Annotated in this window: 27 protein-coding genes; 5 read left to right on the top strand and 22 right to left on the bottom strand. The window is 64.3% G+C overall.

Features of this window, described 5'->3' with window-relative positions; translation table 11 throughout:
- Positions 1-256: 256 nt before the first annotated feature.
- On the bottom strand, positions 257-784 hold the full coding sequence (locus DIC75_RS05170) for a hypothetical protein (protein WP_250986969.1): 528 nt from the start codon (positions 782-784) through the stop codon (positions 257-259).
- Between the two features lie 221 nt (positions 785-1,005).
- On the bottom strand, positions 1,006-1,452 hold the full coding sequence (locus tag DIC75_RS05175; protein WP_250986970.1) for a type IV pilin domain-containing protein: 447 nt from the start codon (positions 1,450-1,452) through the stop codon (positions 1,006-1,008).
- A 792-nt stretch (positions 1,453-2,244) separates the two neighbouring features.
- On the opposite strand from DIC75_RS05175, the gene DIC75_RS05180 reads away from it, so the two are divergent.
- The gene (locus DIC75_RS05180) at positions 2,245-2,469 is read left to right on the top strand and encodes a type II toxin-antitoxin system HicB family antitoxin (RefSeq protein ID WP_250986971.1); all 225 of its coding nucleotides are present in this window, start codon (positions 2,245-2,247) and stop codon (positions 2,467-2,469) included.
- Entirely contained in the window at positions 2,447-2,689 is a 243-nt protein-coding gene (locus DIC75_RS12335; protein WP_352151555.1) for a type II toxin-antitoxin system HicA family toxin, read from the top strand. The genes DIC75_RS05180 and DIC75_RS12335 overlap by 23 nt, the downstream gene beginning before the upstream one ends.
- A gap of 61 nt (positions 2,690-2,750) precedes the next feature.
- Here the strand turns inward: DIC75_RS12335 and DIC75_RS05185 are convergent, their stop codons facing one another.
- The 7 genes from DIC75_RS05185 to thiD all read right to left on the bottom strand — a co-directional run bounded on the left by DIC75_RS05185 (position 2,751) and on the right by thiD (position 6,239).
- Positions 2,751-3,080, bottom strand: a complete 330-nt coding sequence (locus DIC75_RS05185; RefSeq protein WP_250986972.1) for a HepT-like ribonuclease domain-containing protein — start codon at positions 3,078-3,080, stop codon at positions 2,751-2,753.
- Positions 3,077-3,379: a nucleotidyltransferase family protein gene (locus DIC75_RS05190; protein ID WP_250986973.1), complete on the bottom strand. Its 303-nt coding sequence runs from the start codon at positions 3,377-3,379 to the stop codon at positions 3,077-3,079. Before DIC75_RS05190 ends, DIC75_RS05185 begins: the two co-directional genes overlap by 4 nt.
- Before the next feature lie 38 nt (positions 3,380-3,417).
- Positions 3,418-3,957, bottom strand: coding sequence for a zinc ribbon domain-containing protein (locus tag DIC75_RS05195; protein ID WP_250986974.1), 540 nt, complete (start codon positions 3,955-3,957; stop codon positions 3,418-3,420).
- A gap of 105 nt (positions 3,958-4,062) precedes the next feature.
- Positions 4,063-4,521, bottom strand: a complete 459-nt coding sequence (locus tag DIC75_RS05200; RefSeq protein ID WP_250986975.1) for a hypothetical protein — start codon at positions 4,519-4,521, stop codon at positions 4,063-4,065.
- A gap of 1 nt (position 4,522) precedes the next feature.
- A complete protein-coding gene (locus tag DIC75_RS05205) occupies positions 4,523-4,810 on the bottom strand; it encodes a hypothetical protein (RefSeq protein WP_250986976.1) in 288 nt (95 codons plus the stop codon).
- Positions 4,807-5,238 carry an Lrp/AsnC family transcriptional regulator gene (locus DIC75_RS05210; protein ID WP_250986977.1) on the bottom strand — a complete coding sequence of 144 codons (432 nt, stop codon included), beginning with the start codon at positions 5,236-5,238 and terminating at the stop codon, positions 4,807-4,809. The genes DIC75_RS05205 and DIC75_RS05210 overlap by 4 nt, the downstream gene beginning before the upstream one ends.
- A gap of 185 nt (positions 5,239-5,423) precedes the next feature.
- Positions 5,424-6,239 carry a bifunctional hydroxymethylpyrimidine kinase/phosphomethylpyrimidine kinase gene (gene thiD / locus DIC75_RS05215; RefSeq protein WP_250986978.1) on the bottom strand — a complete coding sequence of 272 codons (816 nt, stop codon included), beginning with the start codon at positions 6,237-6,239 and terminating at the stop codon, positions 5,424-5,426.
- A gap of 79 nt (positions 6,240-6,318) precedes the next feature.
- Between thiD and DIC75_RS05220 the strand changes: the two genes are divergently transcribed.
- The 3 genes from DIC75_RS05220 (at position 6,319) to DIC75_RS05230 (ending at position 8,539) form a co-directional block, all read left to right on the top strand.
- Complete coding sequence (locus DIC75_RS05220) at positions 6,319-7,647, top strand: AIR synthase-related protein (protein ID WP_250986979.1); 1,329 nt, start codon at positions 6,319-6,321, stop codon at positions 7,645-7,647.
- 248 nt (positions 7,648-7,895) lie between these two features.
- Positions 7,896-8,189: a nucleotidyltransferase family protein gene (locus DIC75_RS05225; protein ID WP_250986980.1), complete on the top strand. Its 294-nt coding sequence runs from the start codon at positions 7,896-7,898 to the stop codon at positions 8,187-8,189.
- Positions 8,186-8,539, top strand: a complete 354-nt coding sequence (locus DIC75_RS05230) for a HepT-like ribonuclease domain-containing protein (RefSeq protein WP_250986981.1) — start codon at positions 8,186-8,188, stop codon at positions 8,537-8,539. The genes DIC75_RS05225 and DIC75_RS05230 overlap by 4 nt, the downstream gene beginning before the upstream one ends.
- A gap of 62 nt (positions 8,540-8,601) precedes the next feature.
- On the opposite strand, the gene DIC75_RS05235 is transcribed toward DIC75_RS05230, so the two are convergent.
- The 13 genes from DIC75_RS05235 to DIC75_RS05295 all read right to left on the bottom strand — a co-directional run bounded on the left by DIC75_RS05235 (position 8,602) and on the right by DIC75_RS05295 (position 20,722).
- Positions 8,602-9,852, bottom strand: coding sequence for a serpin family protein (locus DIC75_RS05235; protein WP_250986982.1), 1,251 nt, complete (start codon positions 9,850-9,852; stop codon positions 8,602-8,604).
- Between the two features lie 165 nt (positions 9,853-10,017).
- Positions 10,018-10,566 carry a winged helix-turn-helix domain-containing protein gene (locus DIC75_RS05240; RefSeq protein WP_250986983.1) on the bottom strand — a complete coding sequence of 183 codons (549 nt, stop codon included), beginning with the start codon at positions 10,564-10,566 and terminating at the stop codon, positions 10,018-10,020.
- Between the two features lie 174 nt (positions 10,567-10,740).
- Positions 10,741-11,457: a class I SAM-dependent methyltransferase gene (locus DIC75_RS05245; RefSeq protein WP_250986984.1), complete on the bottom strand. Its 717-nt coding sequence runs from the start codon at positions 11,455-11,457 to the stop codon at positions 10,741-10,743.
- On the bottom strand, positions 11,432-12,442 hold the full coding sequence (locus DIC75_RS05250) for an AAA family ATPase (RefSeq protein WP_250986985.1): 1,011 nt from the start codon (positions 12,440-12,442) through the stop codon (positions 11,432-11,434). Before DIC75_RS05250 ends, DIC75_RS05245 begins: the two co-directional genes overlap by 26 nt.
- Complete coding sequence (locus tag DIC75_RS05255) at positions 12,429-13,160, bottom strand: 4-phosphopantoate--beta-alanine ligase (RefSeq protein WP_250986986.1); 732 nt, start codon at positions 13,158-13,160, stop codon at positions 12,429-12,431. Before DIC75_RS05255 ends, DIC75_RS05250 begins: the two co-directional genes overlap by 14 nt.
- Positions 13,157-13,999: a pantoate kinase gene (locus DIC75_RS05260; RefSeq protein ID WP_250986987.1), complete on the bottom strand. Its 843-nt coding sequence runs from the start codon at positions 13,997-13,999 to the stop codon at positions 13,157-13,159. The genes DIC75_RS05255 and DIC75_RS05260 overlap by 4 nt, the downstream gene beginning before the upstream one ends.
- Positions 13,981-15,108: a bifunctional phosphopantothenoylcysteine decarboxylase/phosphopantothenate--cysteine ligase CoaBC gene (gene coaBC, locus DIC75_RS05265; RefSeq protein WP_250986988.1), complete on the bottom strand. Its 1,128-nt coding sequence runs from the start codon at positions 15,106-15,108 to the stop codon at positions 13,981-13,983. Before coaBC ends, DIC75_RS05260 begins: the two co-directional genes overlap by 19 nt.
- Positions 15,105-15,974 carry a class I SAM-dependent methyltransferase gene (locus DIC75_RS05270; RefSeq protein WP_250986989.1) on the bottom strand — a complete coding sequence of 290 codons (870 nt, stop codon included), beginning with the start codon at positions 15,972-15,974 and terminating at the stop codon, positions 15,105-15,107. The genes coaBC and DIC75_RS05270 overlap by 4 nt, the downstream gene beginning before the upstream one ends.
- A gap of 5 nt (positions 15,975-15,979) precedes the next feature.
- The gene (locus DIC75_RS05275; RefSeq protein ID WP_250986990.1) at positions 15,980-17,023 is read right to left on the bottom strand and encodes a 60S ribosomal export protein NMD3; all 1,044 of its coding nucleotides are present in this window, start codon (positions 17,021-17,023) and stop codon (positions 15,980-15,982) included.
- 3 nt (positions 17,024-17,026) lie between these two features.
- On the bottom strand, positions 17,027-17,320 hold the full coding sequence (locus tag DIC75_RS05280) for a DUF424 domain-containing protein (RefSeq protein ID WP_250986991.1): 294 nt from the start codon (positions 17,318-17,320) through the stop codon (positions 17,027-17,029).
- 45 nt (positions 17,321-17,365) lie between these two features.
- On the bottom strand, positions 17,366-18,196 hold the full coding sequence (locus tag DIC75_RS05285; RefSeq protein WP_250986992.1) for a TatD family hydrolase: 831 nt from the start codon (positions 18,194-18,196) through the stop codon (positions 17,366-17,368).
- Positions 18,168-18,521 (bottom strand): dihydroneopterin aldolase family protein, encoded by a 354-nt coding sequence (locus tag DIC75_RS05290; protein WP_250986993.1) that lies wholly within the window; start codon positions 18,519-18,521, stop codon positions 18,168-18,170. Before DIC75_RS05290 ends, DIC75_RS05285 begins: the two co-directional genes overlap by 29 nt.
- Before the next feature lie 98 nt (positions 18,522-18,619).
- A complete protein-coding gene (locus tag DIC75_RS05295) occupies positions 18,620-20,722 on the bottom strand; it encodes a minichromosome maintenance protein MCM (RefSeq protein ID WP_250986994.1) in 2,103 nt (700 codons plus the stop codon).
- Positions 20,723-20,727: the final 5 nt, after the last annotated feature.

Here is a 20,727-nt window from a genome sequence, read left to right on the forward strand (position 1 = left end):
GTGGACCGTGGGAGAATCGCCATGGGGGGTGGGGACAGGGGAGGGGGGCTCGCCCCCCTCCCCTGAAACCCCTCGCACCCGACGGTGCTCATGCTCCTGCCCTTCGGCCAGTCGCACTCCCCCAGACGCGATATCACCTTGAAAGCCGTGCCAGGGTCTGTGTGACTGAGCGAACACTGTGACTTTGAGCGCTTTCCAACACGGGCAAACAGGAAGGGCGAACAAAAAGGAGATTCAACCCACAAGAAGGGATGTATTACTGTTCCCCTTCCAGCTCTTCCCCGTAGTCCTCTTCTTCCTCATACCCCGATTCATCGTCGTCCTCCGCCGTCATGACGTACCCCGCCACAGCGAGGATAAGCGGCACCCCCACCGGGACGGAAAGCCCCGCCGGGCCGTGAAGGCCGGGGCCGTACTGGGCGACGCAGGAGAGGAGGTAGGCGACGGCACCCCCGGCGGTGAGGAGGGCGAGCGGCCTTCTGATCCCGGCAATCCCGTCATACCGGCGGCAGACGGCGTACCCGGCGGCGGCGAGGAGGAGGGCGGTGCCGAGGACCCAGAGGAGGATCGAGACGGCCGACCGGCCGCCGATGATGCCGGACGCGACGTAGCCAAGGTCGTCGGTGAGGGTGATGAGGTTCGCCCCGAAGCAGGTCTGCTGGTAGCGGAAGAAGGAGCACTGGAGGCCGGCGCCGATGGCGTCGCCGATGACGTAGATGTTCGCCGGGAGGACGAGGGCGGTCGCGAGGAGGGCGGGGAGGAGGGATCTTGTGGGTATGGGCATGCTTTGTCTCCGGGTGTGGGGATGGGCGTTTGGTAGTTCATTGGTTGGCGGGCTGAAGAATACCGCTAGTGCAACCCTGCGACGAACCGGGGTGCCGGAGCGTTCTCTCCGTGACGGGGATGCATGGCTGCCGGGATCGATCAGAGTATGATGCGTCGTCTGAATTCCGTTTCAGGTAAGGGTTCACATTCGGCCTGTCAGGCCCAAAAAAGTGTTTGGGATTAGAAGGTCCTGTCAAGGATGATCTGCTCGGCACCGTCAGACCATTTGCCGACAATCAGGAGCCGGCCGGATGTGCCATCAGCGGGTTCAAAGCTGATCACGTCCCCTACAGAGAAGGTTCCGTTAATCACTCCATCATTGGTATTGTCCACGTCCAGGTGATCATCATCAGGAAGCGTGAAATCAGCATCTGCTGGTTTGACGCCGGCATGCGTGACAGTGATCTCTTGGAGCGTGGGCAGGTCCGAGCCTCCGTTGACGGTTATGACGATGGCGCCGCCGTCCAGTTTAGCCTGCATCGAAACCGTCTTCGTCGTCTGCACGTTCCCGGTCATTCCGAACACGAACGCTGCAATCACCGCAGCGAGGATCACCGTGATGGCGACCATCAGAATAACGCCGATGACCGGCGATACCGCTTCTTCATTCTCTCTGAATTTCATCATACACACCTCTTGACTCCAGCCCCGGATGGGGCTATGGGTCGATGAAACAAACTGATTTTCCATAATATTTATAGATATCGTAGTGATCCGTTCCGGAATGATTTAATATCGTCAGACACGCCTGTTCGAAAGGATCTTTCATAGCATAAACGAGTTGCCGAAAATAACGGACGGACTGGAAATGCCGTTTTGAGGATAATATGAGTTCATCGCTCCCGGTATATATAAACAGGGGCACGACGGCGCTCCCGGGGTGCGGCAGGCGGGCGGGGGTGGGGGAGCGTGCGCGGCACCCGCGGGCTGCTGCCCTGGAGGCCGGAGAGGTGTCTGCGGGCCGCGGCACGGGTGAGCGGAACGGTGCCGTGGATCGGCCGGTCGCCCCCGGGCCGCCGGGCGTTGCAGGACGATGATGAACATCGGTAAGGAGCGAGGAGATGTCCGAGTTCAGGACTTCGCTAATTCTGGCACCCGGCAACGATGCGGTCTCGCGCGACGCCTTAACGTGCGACGTTCCGGTAGGAACGACTGTCCGCAGGATGCGATGGCCCGCAGGGCCGGAGCTTGAGAAACCCGAAGGGTTTCGGACAGGAGTTCGAGAAGCCATCAGGCTTCGAGGAACGGAGCTTGAGAAAACCTGGAGGGTTTTCGAGTTGCGACTGCCGGGACGGTTGTACCGGGCCATCCCCGCACCGGTTGGTCGGGAATTTCCCGCTCCGTCCCCTTCATCCAGCACGATAAATACAGCAAATATTTTATTTTTCAAGTTCCATACTCGTTCCGGGAGTTCACATCATGATCATCCGATTTGAAACGGTCTACGAAGACGGATGCTGGTCTGCTCACGCAATCGGACATAGCATCTTCACCGACGGGAGAGACTTTGAAGAACTCCTCAAAAACATCGCAGAAGCCGTACTTTTGTATTTTGAAGATGAACTCGAACCAGAAGAAGAGATCACAATCCTGACGCAAACAGAGTTACAGGTGCATTCCGTTGCCAAAGCTTCCGGTTGTTAGTAGTTCGGATATCGTCAGGGTTCTTGAGAAACTCGGTTATTCTTTTGTTCATCAACGCGGAAGCCACATCAAAATGGTCAAAGAGACCGACAACAAAAGACACATGATCATCATTCCCCTTCGAAAAGAACAGACGCGACCAACGTTGAACAATATTCTGAACGATATAGCAAACCATAATGATATCACAAAGGAAGACCTTGTTGCTCTATTCCGCTAATTTTTAGATTTTTTTCCTGTAGTGTGAGATTGTGGAGTCCTGACTCCATAATCCGGAGCCGCTACTCCAGGGTCCGGGACAGGAGTTGCCTTTTCAGTGCCGGCAGGTCATGTTCGACCATGTTCCAGACAGCATCCCGGTCGATTCCGAAGTAGTGGTGGATGAGGATGTTTCTCATCCCGATGATGTCCGACCACGGGATACCCGGATTTGCAGTCCTGAATCCCGGAGAGATCCCCCGCACGGCTTCCCCGATGATCTGGAGATGATGGATAACCCAGACCTGTGCCATTTCGTCGTTGTAGAAGTACTCACGGCCCCGGCCTGATACTCTTTCAATCCGGTCGATGGCTTCGATGATATCCAGTACCCGCTCGCGATCGTCTCTCATAGCGGCCGCGCTTCCCGCAAGACCCTTGAGCGGATACGTTCCCGGAGTCCCGCTTCTGTCACGACGTCGACCGGACGATCGAGCAGGAGGGATAGATCCATCGCAAGACCCCCCACGTCGAGAAGACTCCGGTCGGGGTCCAGGTCGATCAGGAGATCGATGTCGCTGTCAGCCCGGGCTTCGTTCCGTGCAACCGACCCAAAAACCCGGACGTTTTTTGCTCCCCTCCGGTGTGCGAGTGAGAGGATCTCGTCCCGTTTCTGGATAAGAAGGGTATAGATGTCGGTTCCCGGGTTCATGTCCTGTAGTAGTTACATTGACGTCGGGTCTATAAATGTTACCCCGGGCCCTGCTCCCGCCACCTCGGCAGCGTCGAGAGGTACTGCCGCACCATCTCCGTTGCCTTCTCGGCCGGTATCCCGAGGTGCGAGGCCATCATCGGGGCGTACTTCCCGACCGCCAGCTCCCTCGTGAGATCGGGTTCGGTGAACCCCCCGTCCCGGTAGCAGTAGGTGCAGTAATCCGTCGAGAGCGAGCCGTCCGCCTCCGTCCCGGCGTCCTCGTCGCGTGCAAGGGGCATCCCGCAGCTCCCGCAGAGGGGAATCTCCCTCCCGGCCCACCTCTTCAGGCATACCAGCTGTTCCCGGGCGAACTCTCCCGCATTTGCGGCGGGGATGCCGAAGAGCTGCGACAGGACCGCGGCGCACTTCTCCGCCATCCCGTCGATGGTGATCCCCGGTTCGGTGAAAGCGCCGTTCCGGTAACAGTTCGCGCAGTAGTCCTTCGAGGGTGCGCCGTCCGCTTCCGTCCCGAAATGCTCCTCTGCGCTCATCGGCATCCCGCAGCTCTGGCACGCCCGTATTCCGCTCGTCTCCATACATATCCTCCGAAACGCTCTGGATAAACGAACGAACCTGACGGTAGATAAATATTTTCAAAATGGCCCCGCGGCGGGAGCCTCCGAAAACCGCCGGCTCCCGCCTTACTCGCCGTGGGGCGGGAACCGGATCGTCATCATGCCGCCGTCGCCGGTCTCGAGCATCGCATCGGGCTGGAGCGCCCGGACGTAGCCGGCGAGGTAGGGCCCGGCCACCCGGACGTCCGCGAAGGTCTCCCGGATCGCCGCTGCCGAGCCCTCGCAGTCGATGGCGATCGTCACGCCCCCGTCGTCGGCTTCAGCGGGCTCGCAGGGGATCCCCCATGTCAGGAGGAGCCCCTCCATCAGGGTGGGGGGGTCGAACCGTTCCTCGGTATGGGCGAGGAGCATCTTTCCGTTCTCTTCGCCGAGCCGCCCGGCGATGGCGGTGACCCGCTCCGTGAGGCCGGAGGGGGCGTCCTCCAGGATTCTCCGCACCAGCGGGCCGGAGACGTCGTGCCGCCGCAGGGACCGGGCTACCTTGATCAACTGCCAGTCCCGGGCAAACGAGATACCGGTGCGCATCTTACCCTCTCAGGATACCGTAGGCCATCACGCAGAGACCGAGGATCACCACGATACGGGAAAAGACCGCCGACCAGGCGATGATGAACGCGTCGGGCGTGAAGATGCTCACGATATCGGCAAACGTGATCCCCACGACCAGCGTGAAAAGCCCGTAGACGAAGAGGAGCAGGGTCGGCTGCCTCACGATCCGGTAGGCGTTGTAGATGACGCCGATCAGGAGCGCCCCTAAAAGAAGCGTCACGATCGCAAGCATCTGCTGCATGGTTTCAATCTGCAATCCATTCATGTTTGTTCCTTGACCTTCCTCACCGAGATGATCGTCTGGATATCCCTCACTCCCGGAAGACCGGAGAGCGGGACGAGCACGCTCCGCTTCAACTCGGATATGTTCTGCACGCGGACCTTCACGAAGAAGTCCCCGGGCTCGAGCACCTCGTAGAGTTCGAGGATGCACGGGAGGTCCCGCATGAACTCCTCGATATCCGGCTTTCCGTCCGGGTGGACCCTGACGTTCAGAAAAGCCACCAGAGTATGCTCGAAACATTTCTGGTTGATGACGATCGTGAACCGTTCGAGGATACCGGCGCCCTTCAGTTTCTCGATCCGTTTGAAGACCGTCGACGGTGCGATGCCCAGCATTGAGCCGAGCTCTGCCATAGACATCCGCCCGTCCCTCTGCAGCTCCCGAAGGATCGCATCATCGATCTCATCCATTCTAACAGTAATTACAAGCACTTGGTTATTAAAATTCCGTATTTGTTTTATATCATGAATTGGTCTTTTTTCATTTCTACTGAATAATGCCAGCTGTATTGGAAATTTGCCGGGATTTTGTCTGACTATGAACAAACGGAAATATCCCCCGGAAACCGGAAATAATCGTCACAGCGTCGCCCGAATCACGAAATATTCTTTCGGCGTCGCCGAAGGATCGTTCCCCCGGGGTTGACGATCCTCACGGGCCCGGGACCTCCCGCCGCCTCCCGGATGGCCGTATCGATGAACTCCCGGGCCGCGGAAAACCCCTCCCGCGCAGGCATTCCCCGGGCAAGGTATGCCGCGAGCGCCGCGGAGAAGCAGCACCCCGATCCGTGCACAGAATAGGGATAGCGCTCGCCGGAGAGGCGCATCTCCCCGTCCCGGTCGACCAGGATGTCGATCGCCGCGCCGCCGGGGAGGTGCCCGCCCTTCACCACCACGGCACGGGGGCCGAGATCGAGGATCCGCCGGCCGGCTTCGGCCATATCCTCGACGGTCGCGACGTTCATCCCGGCAAGCACCTCCGCCTCCGGGATGTTCGGGGTGACGATTGCCGCCCGGGGGACGAGCAGGCCGACGAGATCGGCAACCGCGTCCGCTGCGAGCAGCCGGTGACCCGACGTCGAGACCATCACCGGGTCGATGACGAGCGCGGCCCCCTCCGGCAGGGCCTCCGCGACGGCCCGGACGTTTTCGGCGTTGCCGAGCATCCCGGTCTTCCACGCCCCGATCGAAAAGTCGTCGGCGACCGTCTCTATCTGGGCCCGCACCGCCTCGGCGGGGAGCATCCAGGTCCCCCGCACCTCGCGGGTGTTCTGGGCCGTCACCGCCGTAATGACCGTCAGCCCCCAGACCCCGAGCGCCGTAAACGTCTTTATGTCCGCCTGGATGCCCGCGCCTCCCCCCGAGTCGGAACCGGCGATGGAGCATGCGGCGATCATCTCTGCATCCGTCATTCTTCAATTGTCGGCGCAGATCCGCTTGAATCTTTGCCCGCCACTCCCTTTATCTCATCCCGCACCGACCACTCTTACAATGGATGTAGAAGAGATCAGCCGCCGGCACCTCGCTGCCGGCGCCCCTGACGACGAGATCGTGCGCCTCCTTGCCCGGGACGTGCTCTCCATAAAACACCGCCGCGTGACCCCCGCCTACGCCGAGGCATTCGCCCGGGCGGTCCTCGCCGAAGTGAAGAACTCGACCGGACTTGCCGGCGACCTCTTCGCCTTCGAGCCTTCGGGATCGACCATGGGCGAGTTCGGCGTCGGCTCAAGGGGATCCGGCGACTTCTTCGCCCACCGGCAGCTCGCCCGGATCATCGGCCGGACGGAGGCCGCGGTCGGCGTCGACGAGATGGACGATGCCGGCGCCGTCTGTGCCGGGGGCGACTACATCATCACCACCGTCGACGGGATGCACTCCCGCCTCTCCGACTTCCCCTTCCTCGCAGGGTTCCACGTCACCCGGGCGACGCTCCGGGACGTCTACGTGATGGGCGCAAAGCCCGTCGCGCTCCTCTCCGACATCCACGTCGCCGACGACGGCGACGTCGCGAAGATATTCGACTACACGGCGGGGGTCTCTGCCGTCGGCGAGGCCATGGGCGTCCCGCTCGTCACCGGCTCCACCCTCCGCATCGGCGGGGACATGGTGCTCGGCTCCCGGATGACCGGCTGCGTCGGCGCCGTCGGGGTCGCCCGGCACCTCACGGCCAGAAAACAGATCGCCCCCGGCGACGTCCTCCTCATGACCGAGGGGGCCGGCGGCGGGACGATCGCCACCGCCGCTATCTACTCCGGGTTCCCCGACGTCGTCGAGGAGACGATCAACCTCCACTTCCTCAAGGCCTGCGAGGCGCTCCTCGCGAGCGACGTCCTTGACGGCATCCACGCCATGACCGACGTCACGAACGGCGGGCTCCGGGGCGACGCCTACGAGATGGCGGAGACCGCCGGCTGCCGGATCGTCGTTGTCGAGGACGAACTCCGCACCCTCGTCCAGCCGAACGTCCTCGAGATGCTCGACGCGCTCGAGATCGACTACCTCGGCGTATCCCTCGACGCCCTCCTGGTCGTCGCGCCGCCCGAGGTCGCGCCCGAGATCCGGCGGGTCGTGGAGTCCGCCGGCGTCGCGATGAAAGAGGTCGGCTACGTCGAGGAAGGAGCGCCCGAATCCGTCCTCTCGGTAGGCGGCGAGATCCGGGACTTCACCCCCCGGTTCCGGGAGTCGGCATACACCCCGGTCAAGAAGGTCGTGGACGAAGATAAAAGGGACTTTGAGGAGATGAAGATCGGGGTCGAGCGGGCGGCGGAGGCGGCGCTTGCAAAGAAGCTCCGGATCCTCTCCCGGCTCCGGTCCTCGTGAGGAGAATGGTGTATTCTCTAACACAGCATCTTTGCGACTCTTGTCAGCGGCCTTTGCCCCACCCCGCCCGTGCTCTGGTTTCCTGCAGGGGCATGCCGGTCGGTTGAGAGAGTGTCTGCCCGACGCTATCGGGAGGGCAGGACGGCCGTTACCATAGTGAGGGCTTGCCCTGCCGGAGATTTTTTGGCGATGCGGTCATCAGGGGCAAATTTATATCTCCAGCTCCCGATAGGAGATATTGAACAGCAATGCCCGTCACACAGGATCTGATCCGGGAGAAGCGGTCCAGGATTCTCGCAATAGCCAGGCGGCACGGTGCCAGGAATCTGCGGGTCTTCGGGTCGGTCGCCCGGGACGAGGCGGGCCCGGAGAGCGATCTCGACCTTCTGGTGGAACTGGAGCAGGGCAGGAGCCTCCTCGACCATATTGCGCTCATCCAGGACCTGGAGGAGACCCTTGGGTGCCGGGTGGACGTGGTGACGGAAACGGCGCTCAAGGAGCGGTACAAAAAGCGGATCCTCAAAGAGGCAGTACCGTTATGAGGGACGGGATCGAGCGGCTCCTCGACATCCTGGAAGCAATCGAGGGGATTGAGCGGTATACGGTCCGGGGCAGGGATGCTTTTTTGCAGGACGAACTGGTGCAGGTCTGGATGGTGTATCATCTCCAGATCATTGGGGAAGCAGCCTCACGTCTCCCCTCGAACCTGCGAAACACTTCTCCCGGGGTTCCCTGGAAACAGGTAATCGGTCTTCGAAATATCCTGGTTCACGCATACTTCCGCGTGGACCCTGAGGAGGTCTGGGCGGTCGTGGACCACGATATCCCCGCACTCAGGGCGGAAGTCGTGGCGCTCCTCTCTTTGCTCGGCGGCACAGGAGACGCCGGGTAGAACGCCGCCGCTCCTCCGGTATCCGTTGACGACGGAGGGGAACAGCCCCTTCCCGTCCCCCCTCACGGGCTTTCTGGGTTGACGACCCTCCCCATGAAGAGGATCGTGCCGGAGTCCTTCTCGACGATGAGGAAGACGAACGGGTGGTCCGCACGGAAGATGGGTGCGGCACCCCGCCCGCCTATGACTCCGGTCGCCGCCGCGGCCTCGGTGCCCTCCTCGTTCACGTCGATGAACGCCTTATGGAAAACGCCGGTGACGAAGAGGTCTCTCGTGCCGTCCATCCCCGAGAGGTCGGCGGCATCATTGGCAAACGCCGTGGGCATCCCCATCGCCGCAAGCACTCCCGGAAGAGGATACCCCGTCTCCAGCGTGAACTTCGGGAAAGAGACCCTGACATTCTGCGAGACCAGGGCCTCCCGCAGGCCGGCAAGCCTCTCCGCGTCCAGTGCCTCCTCCGCGGCCGTCAGGTTGTCTTCTCTGGGAAGAAGGACGAGCATCGCGAGTTCGGTCTCGTTCCCGTGCGCGTACGGCATCTCGAGCACCTGGAGGGCCTCGGTCTCTGCGTACGGGTAGACGGCATCCCCGTGCATCATCGGGACAGTCACCGTCGCGTTCGGGGCAACCCGGAACTCCTCATCCGTTGTCTCGTTCACGTCGAACTGTTCGACCCAGGTGCCTTTGAAGTAGATCGCGTTCGTGATCACGAGCCGGGTCAGCGGGTCGATCGAGCCGGGCGGCAGGAGGTCGCGAATCTTCTCTTCGGTCTCTCTCTCCACCCACCTGTTGATCGTCTCCCGCGACCCCCCGGGGTCACTGATGAAGTCGAGGTTCGTGACGTTCGCCCCGTACCAGCGGGTGGCCGTGTCGATGTACGCCGGGAGGAACGGGTAGGTCTCCTCCGCCCAGAGGGCGTTTGCGGTGCGGAGGGTGTAGTTGGCGCTCCCCCGATTGAGGCCGGCATCCAGCCAGGCAAACCCGGCTCTCCGGAGGGTCTTGTTCTCCGGAAGGTGCAGCACCGATGCGATCTCGTCGGCGGTCGTGCCCCGGGCGCCCTCGCAGGTGATCGCGAGGGCTGAGGAGATGCTGTATGGCGAGAAGAAGAGGTTGTCTCCCGCATGCGCCGGCTCGGCCGCGAGGCGCCGGTAGAGGTCGAACGCAAACCGGTTGTTCCCGACCGCCACACTATCGTCGGCTACGGATTCACCGGAGACCGAGGTCGTGTTCAGAGGTGCGGTCCCGCAGACAGCCAGTCCTGCAAGAATGAGCGCCAGAACCAGGATGCCTATTCCGGAGAATATCAGCCCTTTCATCGTTCTCTCCTATGGGTCGTGTCCGGGGAGGGGAGCCCGGTACCTGCGGGATTCCCGCCGTCACCGAGCTCCTTCCGGATAGCCACAGGGATTCTCTCTTCGAGAAGACGATAATACCGGCGAAAGCGTTCGATACCGGTCGAACAGGTTCAAAAACCATAGCGGTCACGTAACCTCTTCACCCGCCGGATCGAGGTGCTGCGCCGCCGCACGTCTGTTCCGCCACCGGGCACAGGCATACGTTATGAGGACGCCCCCGATTACCGCGAGCGCGATCCCGGCAACGAGCAGTTCCACGGGAGCCCCCTCCGGGACCGGGATGCCTCCCCCTCCCGCAAGCGGGGGCACCGGCTCCTCCCGGACCGGCGCGGTCAGGAAGGCCGCGAGGGCACAGACCCCTCCGGCGAGGCTTGCCAGTCCCGCAGCCAGGATAATCCGGATCCGGGCACCGCCGTGCGGCTGCAGGAGGGCCAGCCCCTCCGGCGTGAGCGCGTAGTACACCCAGGCGTGCCCGTCGTCGCCTGCGGCGACAAAACCGGCGTCGGCCAGTCTCTGCAGGTGGTGGTGAACCGTGGACTTTGCCAGGCCGAGGTCGGCCGCAAGTTCCGTGATCGTCATCCTGCGTATATGCAGAGCCTTTAAAATATCAAGCCGGGTCCCTGACGCGAGGACCTCGAACGTATCCTTCGTCAGGACGATATCGGCCGGCTCCATTGGAAAATTGTTCGGGAAAGCGTGATATAACTATTCCGTTATCGTCCACACGGCTTTTCCATGTGGCCGGGTCGTTCGCTTTCTCCTCCGAGTGGAACGGGGGGACACCCCTGCTGCGGCAACCGGCCGGCCGGGCAGTTCGGGGTGCCGGCCTGCCGCAGGGTAGGGCGTAACCTATTCCTCCGGTTTCTTCCCCGCCGCGCAGACGTTATACGCCAGGTACGGCAGTCTCTCCTCAATGATGGGCTCCACCTTCCTTGCGAGGTTGAAGACCGGGTCGGCGAGATTTAAGTGCGCAAACGAGCACCGGCCGACCGAGACGTCCGTAAACCCGGCCTCGCGGAAGAGCCCCGCGATCTCGCTGTTGGTGTAGTAGTGCTCGTCGAAGTGCCCGACACCCACTTTCTTCAGGCCCACCTTCTCCCCCACCTGGTAGGCGATAGGGACGATGCTCGTGAAGACCGTCCGCGAGAGGGTGCAGACGGCGATCCGGCCGCCGGGTTTCAGGACACGGTAGCACTCCCGGAGCATCCCCTCTGCGTCGGGGACGTAGCTGAAGGCGAGCAGGCTCGCGAGTGCGTCGAAGGTGGCGTCCTTAAAGGGGAGGACGTCGGCCGTCCCGACGCAGAACCCGCTCTCCGGACAGCGCTGCCGCCCGTGCCTGACCATCCCGGGGCTGATATCGAGGCCCACCGCCAGGCCGCCCTCCTCGACGTAGCGCTGTACGAAGAGCCCCGTCCCGCACCCGAGGTCGAGGAGGAACCCACCCTTCGGGAGCAGGCTCATCACGTGCTCGGAGATGTGCCCGTGGTAATACTTCCCGCGGCTTCCGTCGTAGCGGTCGTCGTAGATATCCGCGACCTCGTCATAGTGTTGCTGTACTTTCTTCACTGAACACCTCCCGGGCAATCCGGGCAAGAAGTGCATTGATCTGCACGAAATCGTTTGCGTTCTGGCAGAGTTTGAGGTCCGCGTCGGCGAGCGCGACGGCAAGGGCCGGGTGGTTGTACTCGCGCCGGACCACCTGCCGGAGTTCGCCGACGACCTCCCGCGCCGAGAGCCCGTACTCGATCATCAGCGACTCGGCGATCCGGCGTGCGGCGTCGAAGTTGCCGGCCCGAAGGGCGTCGAACGCGGACGCGGCGACGTTCGCGGTCTCCGAGCGCGATACCTCCGCGAGGTCGAGGTCCTTTCCCGACCCGACGGCGATCTGCAGGTACATGATCGCCCGCCGCAGGTCGCCCTGCGCGGCGTGGACGATCAGGTCGAGGTCGTCGGCAGGGCATGCGGCCCCCTCCGCGGCGAGGATCTCCTCGAGGCGGGCGCGGACGACCACGCTATCGAGCGGGGCGAAGAAGAGCGGGAGGCAGCGCGACGCGATGGCGGGTATGATCGCCGACGGCCGGACCGTGACGAAGATGAACCGGCAGGTGGCGCTGTAGCGCTCCATCGTCCGGCGCAGGGCCTGCTGCGCCTCGAACGTCAGGCCGTGCGCGTCCTCAAAGACCATCAACTTGAAGTCGGCGTCGAGCGGGCGCATCGAGGCGTACCACTTCACGATCTGCTTGAAGTTGACGATCAGGCTCCGGTCTTTGCGATAGATCATGCTGAACCGCTCGTCCGTCTCGAGCGCGCTCCTCCCCCTCCCGAGGAGGTCGGCGGCGCTGAAGACGGTCGTGTTCGCCTCCCAGTTCTCACCGTAGAGCCTTCTGGCCAGGCACTCGACGGCAACGGTCTTCCCGGTGCCGTGCGGGCCGGAGATGAGCATATGAGGCACGCTGCCGGAGTCCGCAAACGCCGTAAGGTAGCGGACGACCTCATCCTGCCCGATGATCTCATCGCACCGCTTCGGGCGGTAGACCTCACTCCAGAGCATGGGCCAGTCTCTCTCTCATCTCATCTATTGCCGCCCGGAGAAGATAGGTATTGTCAAGCGAGGCGATCAGATCTTCACCCTCGCCGGGCTCGAGGGACGTGCACGCCGCGGTGATCGCAGGGATGGCACGCGTCACCTCGTCGACGATCGTCAGGGTCGCCGTGCGGGCGGTCCGGGAGAGCGGGTTTAGATCGATCGTGATGACGGTCTTCCCCATCCCCCGGAGCGCCGCGCAGCGGTCCCCGTCCTCGAGCGGCACGAGAACCACGTCGGCGTCCCCGATCCCCTGCGGGAGACAGAGGGCGCGGTCGTGGGAGAGCGGGACGAGCCGTTCCGGCGCACCCGTGAGGACCCGGACGCCGTGCTTCGTAAGAAGCCGGGTGATCTGCGCCATCCGATCCTCCGTCCGGTGGAAGAGGTTCACCTCGACGTCGGCGCCGCTCGCCCGCTGGAGCGCCGCGATCTCCTCCGCCGCAAGCGCAGCCGTATTGCCGTTCACCGATATCACCGCGTGCCGGGCGGACAGAAGCATGGCGGCGGCCGTCCGGGCGGCGAGGGCGGCGCTTCCGGTCGTCTTCTCGCCGATCAGGTAGTCGAACGCCTCCCCGCGCCCGTGGGCGGCAAGCCCCTCCAGGGCGACGACGCCCTCGCGTGCGCACCGGGCCAGCCGCTCGCGGGCGACGAGGGAGTGATAGCGTGGATGGTCTTTTGGAATCATGGTTTCGTCTCGATCAGGTATGCCCCCCGGCGTGCGACCCGGAGGGTGTAGACCTCCCCGAACCGGGAGAGCACCCGCCCGGCATCGTCGCCGCAGGCAAAGACGCCGTTCCCGAGCATCGTCATGCTCGCCGGGACCGTTGCGGCGTCGCAGGCTTCGAGCACCCGCCGCACCTCCGGCGCGATGAGCCCGCTTCTTTCGGCGAACCCCCGCGAGAGGAGGCAGAAGTCGGCGAGGTCGCGCGGGCAGCGGTCGGGAAACGCGGCGGCTATTCGCGCCATCGCCTCCTCCGAGGAGAGAACCGAGGCGGTCGGGAGCGGGCCGAGGCTCACGGCATAGAGGGGCTCTTGTGGGTAGATGCGGGTGATCCCGGCATGGATACCCGGCCCCGTCCGGCAGACCACCCCGCCTGCCCGGCTCGCGGCGACGTCCCCGAGGCCGGACCGATGGATAACCTCGGCCTCGTGGGCGCGGGCGGCGACCTCGTCTTCAGAGAGGCCGAGGTCGAAGAGGTGGTTTGTCGCCGTGAGCGTCGCGAGAAGCGCCGCCGCCGAGAGGCCGAACCCGGCGCCGATGGGAAGCCGGCACTCCGTGGTGACGCCGGCCGTGACCCCCAGCCGTTCGAGGGCGTACTCCACCGGCGGCGACCCGGCGCTCGCGAGATCCTGCCGGACCACCCGGACGTTCGTCTCCGCGGCCCGGACGACCGTCGAGCGCACCCCTTCGTCGATGACCACGCCGGCCCCGACGCTCCCGGTGGTCGAGGGGTCGTCCCCCTCCACGCGCCTGAAGTAGCCGGATATGTGTCCGGGGGAGAAGGCTACAGCAGTCCGGACCATACCGCCGCCGCGACCTCCTCTTTGCTCCCCGCGACGTCGGTGGCCCCGCCGGCGGTTATAATACGGAACGACCCCTCCGCCGCGCCCATCGCCGGGGGGGCGTTCACGACGACCATCCGCACGCCGGCATCAAGCATCGCTCTCGCCCGCTCCTCCTCGTCCCAGCCCAGTTTGAACGCCACCGTCACGGGACGGCAGGCCGCCGTCACCTCGTCGATCACCTTCGGGAGGGGGTCGAGCCGGACGGTCAGGGGCGAACCGCTCGGGATCTTGCCCTCCCGCCGTTCGGGGGCATAGTCCGATATCGCGGCCGCGCTGACGTAGATATCGACCCCCTCGCGGCAGACCGCGAGGACCGCCTCCCGCATCTCCGCGGCGGTCGTGGCGCGGATGTTTCTTACGCAGGGCAACGAGCCGGCGTGCACCACCGTCACCTCGGCGCCGAGCCGGAAGGCCTCGAGCGCGAGCGCCTGCCCCATCCGGCCGGTCGACCGGGTGGTCAGGACCCGCACGTCGTCGAGGGGTTCCGCGCACGCCCCGCTCGTGATCAGGACCTTCTTTCCCGCGAGCGGCCGGCCGGAGACCGCCCGCTCGGCGTGGAGGACGATGACGTCGGTATCGGCGACCTTCGCCTTCCCCTCCTCGACCTTCGGGTCGACGACGTCGATGCCCCAGGAGCGGAGCCGCCGGAGATTCTCTGCGACCCCCGGGTGGCGGTACATGCTCTCGTGCATCGCCGGGGCCGCCACCACCGGCATCCCCCGCCCGAGCGCCGTCGTGGCGAAGGTCGTGACCGTTGTATCGTCGATCCCGCAGGCGATCTTGCCGATGGTGTTCGCCGTGCAGGGAGCGACGAGAAGAAGATCCGCCGCCCCGCCCTCGCCGCAGTAGAGGACGTGCTCCACGAGGCCGGTGATCCGGGTGATCGCCGGCCTTCCTGTCGCGTAGGTCAGGGCGTCGGGGTGGACGATCCCGGCTGCTGCCTCCGTCATCACCGCCTGCACCGTCGCGCCCCGGCGGCGCAGGGCGTGGGCGAGTTTCACCGTCTCCACGGCCGCGATGCTCCCCGTCACGGCAAGCACCACCGTCTTTCCCGAAAGTGTCGTCACGATACCGTCACATCCTGCACCATATGCCACGCGTGCGGGCCGTACTTCTTCACCCGGCGGGAGGTTATCGCCGCCGCAAAGCCTGCTTCCGCCACCCGCTCCCGGATTGCGTCCTCCGCGTCCCCGATGCTGTGGACGTGGAGCACGCTCCCGCTCCGGACGTGGGCGAGGGCGTCGGCGAGCGTCGATTGGGCGTCGAAATGCCCCATCAGGACCCGGTCGTAGACCCCGGAGAGGAGCCCCCGACAGTCCCCGACCTCTGCCGTGACCCGGCCTCGAACGTGGTTTGCCGTAATGTTTCGTTTCAGGTATTCAAAGGCTATTGGATTGATCTCCATCGCGTGGACCCGTGCGCCGCTCCGCGCCGCCGGGATGGAGAAGTAGCCGATCCCGGCGAACATATCGGCAACCTGCTCGCCGGGCCGGACGAGAGCGGCAATCCTTGCCTTCTCCGTACGGTTCCCCTGCGCAAACATCACCCGTGTCGGGTCGAGGACGAAGGTGTAGCCCTGCTCGCGGTGCCGCACCTCGCCGGCGGTGCCGTAGAGGATCTCAACGTCCGGGATGCGCATCGCGCCCCCGAAGTCTCTCACCCTGATGACCCCCCGGGGACGGCACTGCCCCACGATCGCGGCGAGTTCCTCATCCGTCGGCGCGTCGCCGTGGAGCACCGCGATATCCCCGACGAGGTGGTAGCCGCGTCCCCGGTAGGTCTCCCGTTCGGGCAGGTCCGTGTCGGCAAAATACCCCTCCCGGACCGGGACCCAGGCGGTGCCGTCGCGGACGTACGGCCGGCGGGTGCGGTCCACCCACTCCGCGTCCATACAACCGGCGAGGGCGTCCGCCGGCACCTTCCGCGCACGCATGGCAGTCACCCGACGATGACCAGGCGGTCCTGCTCCTCGTCGCGGAGCACCCGGATCGGCTGCCCTTCCACCGGGAACGTCCAGGGCACCGCATTGACCTCCCGCGTCTGGTAGGTCTTCGGGTCCATCAGCCCCACCAGGTTCGGCTGCGTGAAGACGACGAGCGCCGACTCGGCCTCGCGGACGTTCCCGATGAGGCGCTCGACCTCGCCCTCGACGAGGGTCCGCATCGTGCCGTTCTGGAGGTCGAAGACCCGGAGGCGCTGCCCGTCGATATCGCGCACCTCGAAGTAGTTGCCCCGGGATACCGCCACGTCGCCCTTCTGGTAGAACGGCAGCCGAATAGAGTAGGTGATGCGGTAGAGCGCCTTCCCCTCCTTCTCGCCGACCAGCTTCGGGTGGGTCGTAAACCGCCCCCCGAGCGCCCCCGTTATCAACCGGGCGATCGTCTGGCCGAGGTGCTGGGTTCCGACGGTGATATCGACGCCGTCCTTTGAGTCCTCGAGTTCCGATATGAAGGAGAAACGGTCGCCCGACTCCTGGAGAGACTCTTCGGCCTGCTGTGCGATCGTCGTGGCGACCTCGCGCTCGTAGGCGTTTATCTTCCTGCCGGTCGCCCGCACCTGGACGATCCCTTCGTAATAGCCCCCCGAGATGCGGCTGCACCGGTCGCAGGACTCTCTCTGCCAGCGGATCTCGGTCCCGCAGGTCTCCCTGACCGGGACCCCATAAAGGGTCCCTTCCACCTCGACGGTGCAGGCCGTCCTGTTCGACGCGATCTCTTCGGACCGGACGGAGACCTTGAGGTCTTTCGCGTCCTCGTGGATACTGACCGCCGACACCGCCATCTCGGCGATGAAGTCCTCGCGCGGCATCCTGAGGTCCGACCAGGTCCTGCCGCGCTTCTGCGACTCACAGACCGGACAGCAGATGGCGGTCACGTAGGGCACGCAGGAAAGCAGCCGGGTATCCGCGACCCGGCACTGCGGGCAGAGTCCTTCCTCGGCCGGCTGCCCGCAACGGGGGCAGATGCTCGTCTGTATGGTCATGGGTCAGATCCTGAATATCTGGGCATGAGGCACGTCGCCGATCATGATGCAGTCTTCCTCGGCGATCAGCCCCATGGCGATGGCGAGGGCTACGACGCGCTTCCCGATAATATTAACGTTCTCCGCGCTCGCGAGAGCCCCCCTGACCTCTTCCTCGGTGGCACGCTTCGTGCCGTAAAATCCTCCGGTGATGCAGACTTCCACGTCTCCGTGCATCAGGGTGGCGTCTAAGAGCTCGGAGTCGCAGACAGCCACCACCTCACCGGCGCCAGGCATGCGGTGAACTTTCAGGTACATCTCAGATCTCTTGGACGGGAGTCGTCAAAAAGGTGCGCTGTTGTGCTAGAGAAGGGCGATATCCACGCCGTAGGTGCGCGACGGGGTCTCTGCATGGATGCGCCAGGCGTCCTCTTCGGTGATAAGCCCCTCCTCGAGGTACCGGCGCGTGAACCGCGGGACCGACTTCGGCCCGATCACCGCGCCGGGCCTTGAGTTCTCGTCCATGTAATCGCTCTCCATGGTGAATCGCCGCCCCGCCCGCGCAAGCGCGGGGATCTCCTCGTGCCGCGCGATGAAGGAGGGGGTGAGCGGCGTATCGGGCGTCGCGAAGTGCTTGACGACCCGCTCGACCGGGATCCTCGCCCGGCCGGCCATCCCGACGACGTCGGCGCAGGGTCCGCTCTCGGCGTGGAGCTGGACGGCGCAGCCGCACGCGGTCCCGAGTTCGAGCGAATGAAAGAGGACCGCGTTTGAGGCGGCGAGCACCTCCGGCGCGACCTCGTAGTGGGGACGGCCGCTTTTGAGGGCGACGGCCCGGCCTTCCTCGACGTAGCGGGCCGCAAGGTCGAGGCCGGCCATCATCACGGCGGCGGCTTCTTCCAGGCTCATCCGTCCGGCCAGGCGGCTCATCTCCGCCGGGTGGACGCCGAGGACCGGGTAGACGACGAGCCCGGTCTCCCGGACCATCTCCGCCACCCGGAGCGTCGATTCAAAGACCTCCCGGTAGTCCTCGCCCGACGAGGGCTCGACCCCAAGCGACCAGGAGGGCTTCGTGACCAGGAAGATGTGCGTCCCCCCGCTGCGGCGGAAGTCCTTCGCGGCCTCGATCCCCCGGCCGTTTTGCGGGTCGATGTGGATATGGTCGTCAGTGATCGGTATCGCGGGTGGTTTCATGGAACTCGACGATCTCCATCATTGGGTAGTCGTCCTCGAGGTGCATCCGGGCGCGGCAGACGGTCGCCCCGACCCCGGTCGTGATCTCGGCATCGAACATCCGCCCGGCAAGCTCCGAGTAGCCGAACCGGTTCGAGACCATCATGTCGCGGTTCAGCCGGACGCGGATCCCCGTCACGTAGGGCTGCAGCCCGACGGCCTGCTCGATTGCGGCTTCGACGGCAGCGGCCGTCTCGCGGGCGATGGGCGTCCCGACGAACTGGTGGTAGAGGGCGCCGAGCTTGATACCGGCTTCAAACGCCGCTTTCTCGCGGTCGGTGATCATGGTTAGTAGGTTTGTGGGTATGGGAGTAAGAAGGTGCGCCCCGGAGGAGGGCCATGGAGGGATGTGTCCTCCTACCGTCGCAACCGCCTCCCCGCCGCTCACGTCACCTTGATGAAGCCGTGCCGGGGCTCGAGCAGATCCCCGCCGCGTTTCAGCTGCTCGATGGTGTGCTCGACCTTGTCGCGGGAGAAGCCCTGCTGCACCAGGATATCGATGACCTCGTCGACCTTCGCCTGGCCGCCGGAGTCGCCGGAGATGCTCCGGATCGCCTCCTTGACCGACCGGATGATGTCGCGCTGCGACTTCATGACGCCGGTCACGAGCTTATCGATATCGAAACTCCCCGTCTCGGCGTCGTAGGCGACCTGCCGGAGACAGGCGTCCACGATCTTCAAAATCCGGTCGGTGTCCTCCGTATCGACGGTGTTTGAGAGGCGCATCCTGGCGCTCGCCTCCGCAAGCCGGACCAGCGCCTCGAGCTGCCGGGCGGTGACCGGGACGGGCTTGTTCCCGCTCGCGAGGTCCCGGAGCCGCATGTAGTAGGCGATCAGCGCATCCTGGGCCCCGTCGGAGAGGATGGGGAAGCAGGTCCTTTTAGCGTGGGCGATGTACTTCCGGAGAAGCGTCGGATCGATGTCGGGGATGACGGGCGCAAGCGCCCGCTCGATGTACGCCTCGTCGACCTCGGGCAGCGGCGTGTAGGCGTGCTGCTTGATCAGCTCGCCGACGCTGTGTGTCTTGATGATGTGGTGGGCGATCGCCCCGTCGCGCTCGACCTCGGGCTGGTCGGTCATCACGAAGATGAGGTCGAACCGGGAGAGGAGCGACGGGGGCATGTCGATCTGCTCGCCGATCGGGACGAACTGGTCGAACCGCCCGAGTTTCGGGTTCGCCGCCCCGAGGAGCGCGCACCGGGATTTTAAGGTCGCGGTGATGCCGGCTTTGGCCACGCTGATTGATTGCTGCTCCATTGCCTCATGGAGCGCGCTCCGGTCCTCCTTCGCCATCTTGTCCATCTCGTCCACGGCGGCGATCCCCATATCCGCAAGGACCAGCGCACCGGCCTCGAGCGTCCAGCGCCCGTCGCCGAACTCGTCCTTGACCGCCGTCGCCGTCAGCCCCGCGGACGTCGACGACTTGCCGCTCGTGTAGATCCCGCGGGGCGAGAGTTTCACGACGTACCGGAGGATCTGACTCTTTGCTATACCCGGATCGCCGACCAGGAGGACGTGGACGTCGCCGCGGAGGTGGGAGCCGTCCGGCATATCCTTCGCGATGCCGCCGAAGAGCTGGAGCGCGATCGCCTCCTTCACGTCGTCGGTGCCGTAGATCGTCGGCGCAATCGACCGGGCGATCTTCTTGTAGACCAGAGGATCGCGGGCGAGCGCCATGATCTTCGCCTCGTCCTCCTCGGTGATCGAGACCTCCTCGAACTCCTTCTCGGCGATCTCGATCGAGTTGCACTCCAGGTAAATGTCAAAGAGCGTGCTCTTCTGGCCGGAGTTGATCCTCTGCACCGACCGCAGAATGCCGTTCACCACCACACGGTCGCCCGGTGAGACCATCCCGGTGAGGTCGTCGGTGACGTCGATATCGAGTGTCTGGGGCTGTTCGCCGCCCCGGAGGCCTTCGGGGGACTCCTGGATCCGGAGTTTCTGGGCGTCGACGAACCGGCACCGGTTCATCACCAGATCGAGACGGGTCTTGCGCTCGCAGTTCGGGCAGAAGTCGGGCTCGTCGAACCGCCCGTAGCCCTGGGGGACCGGTTCGGTGTTCTTGTTGCAGGAACGGCACCGGAAGACCGCGCTGACGATCCGGGGGCGGACCTCGGTCGTCTTTCTGAGGATCCCCTCGATGCCGATGAACGTGTTGATCTGGTCGGCCCGGATATCCCGGACGTCGGTCTTCTGCGGCAGGTTCGTGAATCGGATGTTGATCTGATCCGGGTCCTGGCCGTCTTTCAGTTTGAGGAGTTTGTTCTGGACGATCGCGTCCCGGATGTCCCCGAGGACCTTGCCCGGGCTCCGCAGGAGCTCGAACGCGAGCTTGTTGTTCAGGATCTTTCTAAAATCGATGGTGAGCGACCGCTTATGAGGGTACTCGCGGGAGAGTTCGGCGAGTTCCCGCTTGAACTGCTTCTTTAAGAACTTCGTCCACTCACCGACGTTGTCGGTGACTTCGACGGTTACCTCTTCGGTCACGGCAA

It is taken from the genome of Methanoculleus oceani (genome assembly GCF_023702065.1).
GTDB lineage: Archaea > Halobacteriota > Methanomicrobia > Methanomicrobiales > Methanoculleaceae > Methanoculleus > Methanoculleus oceani.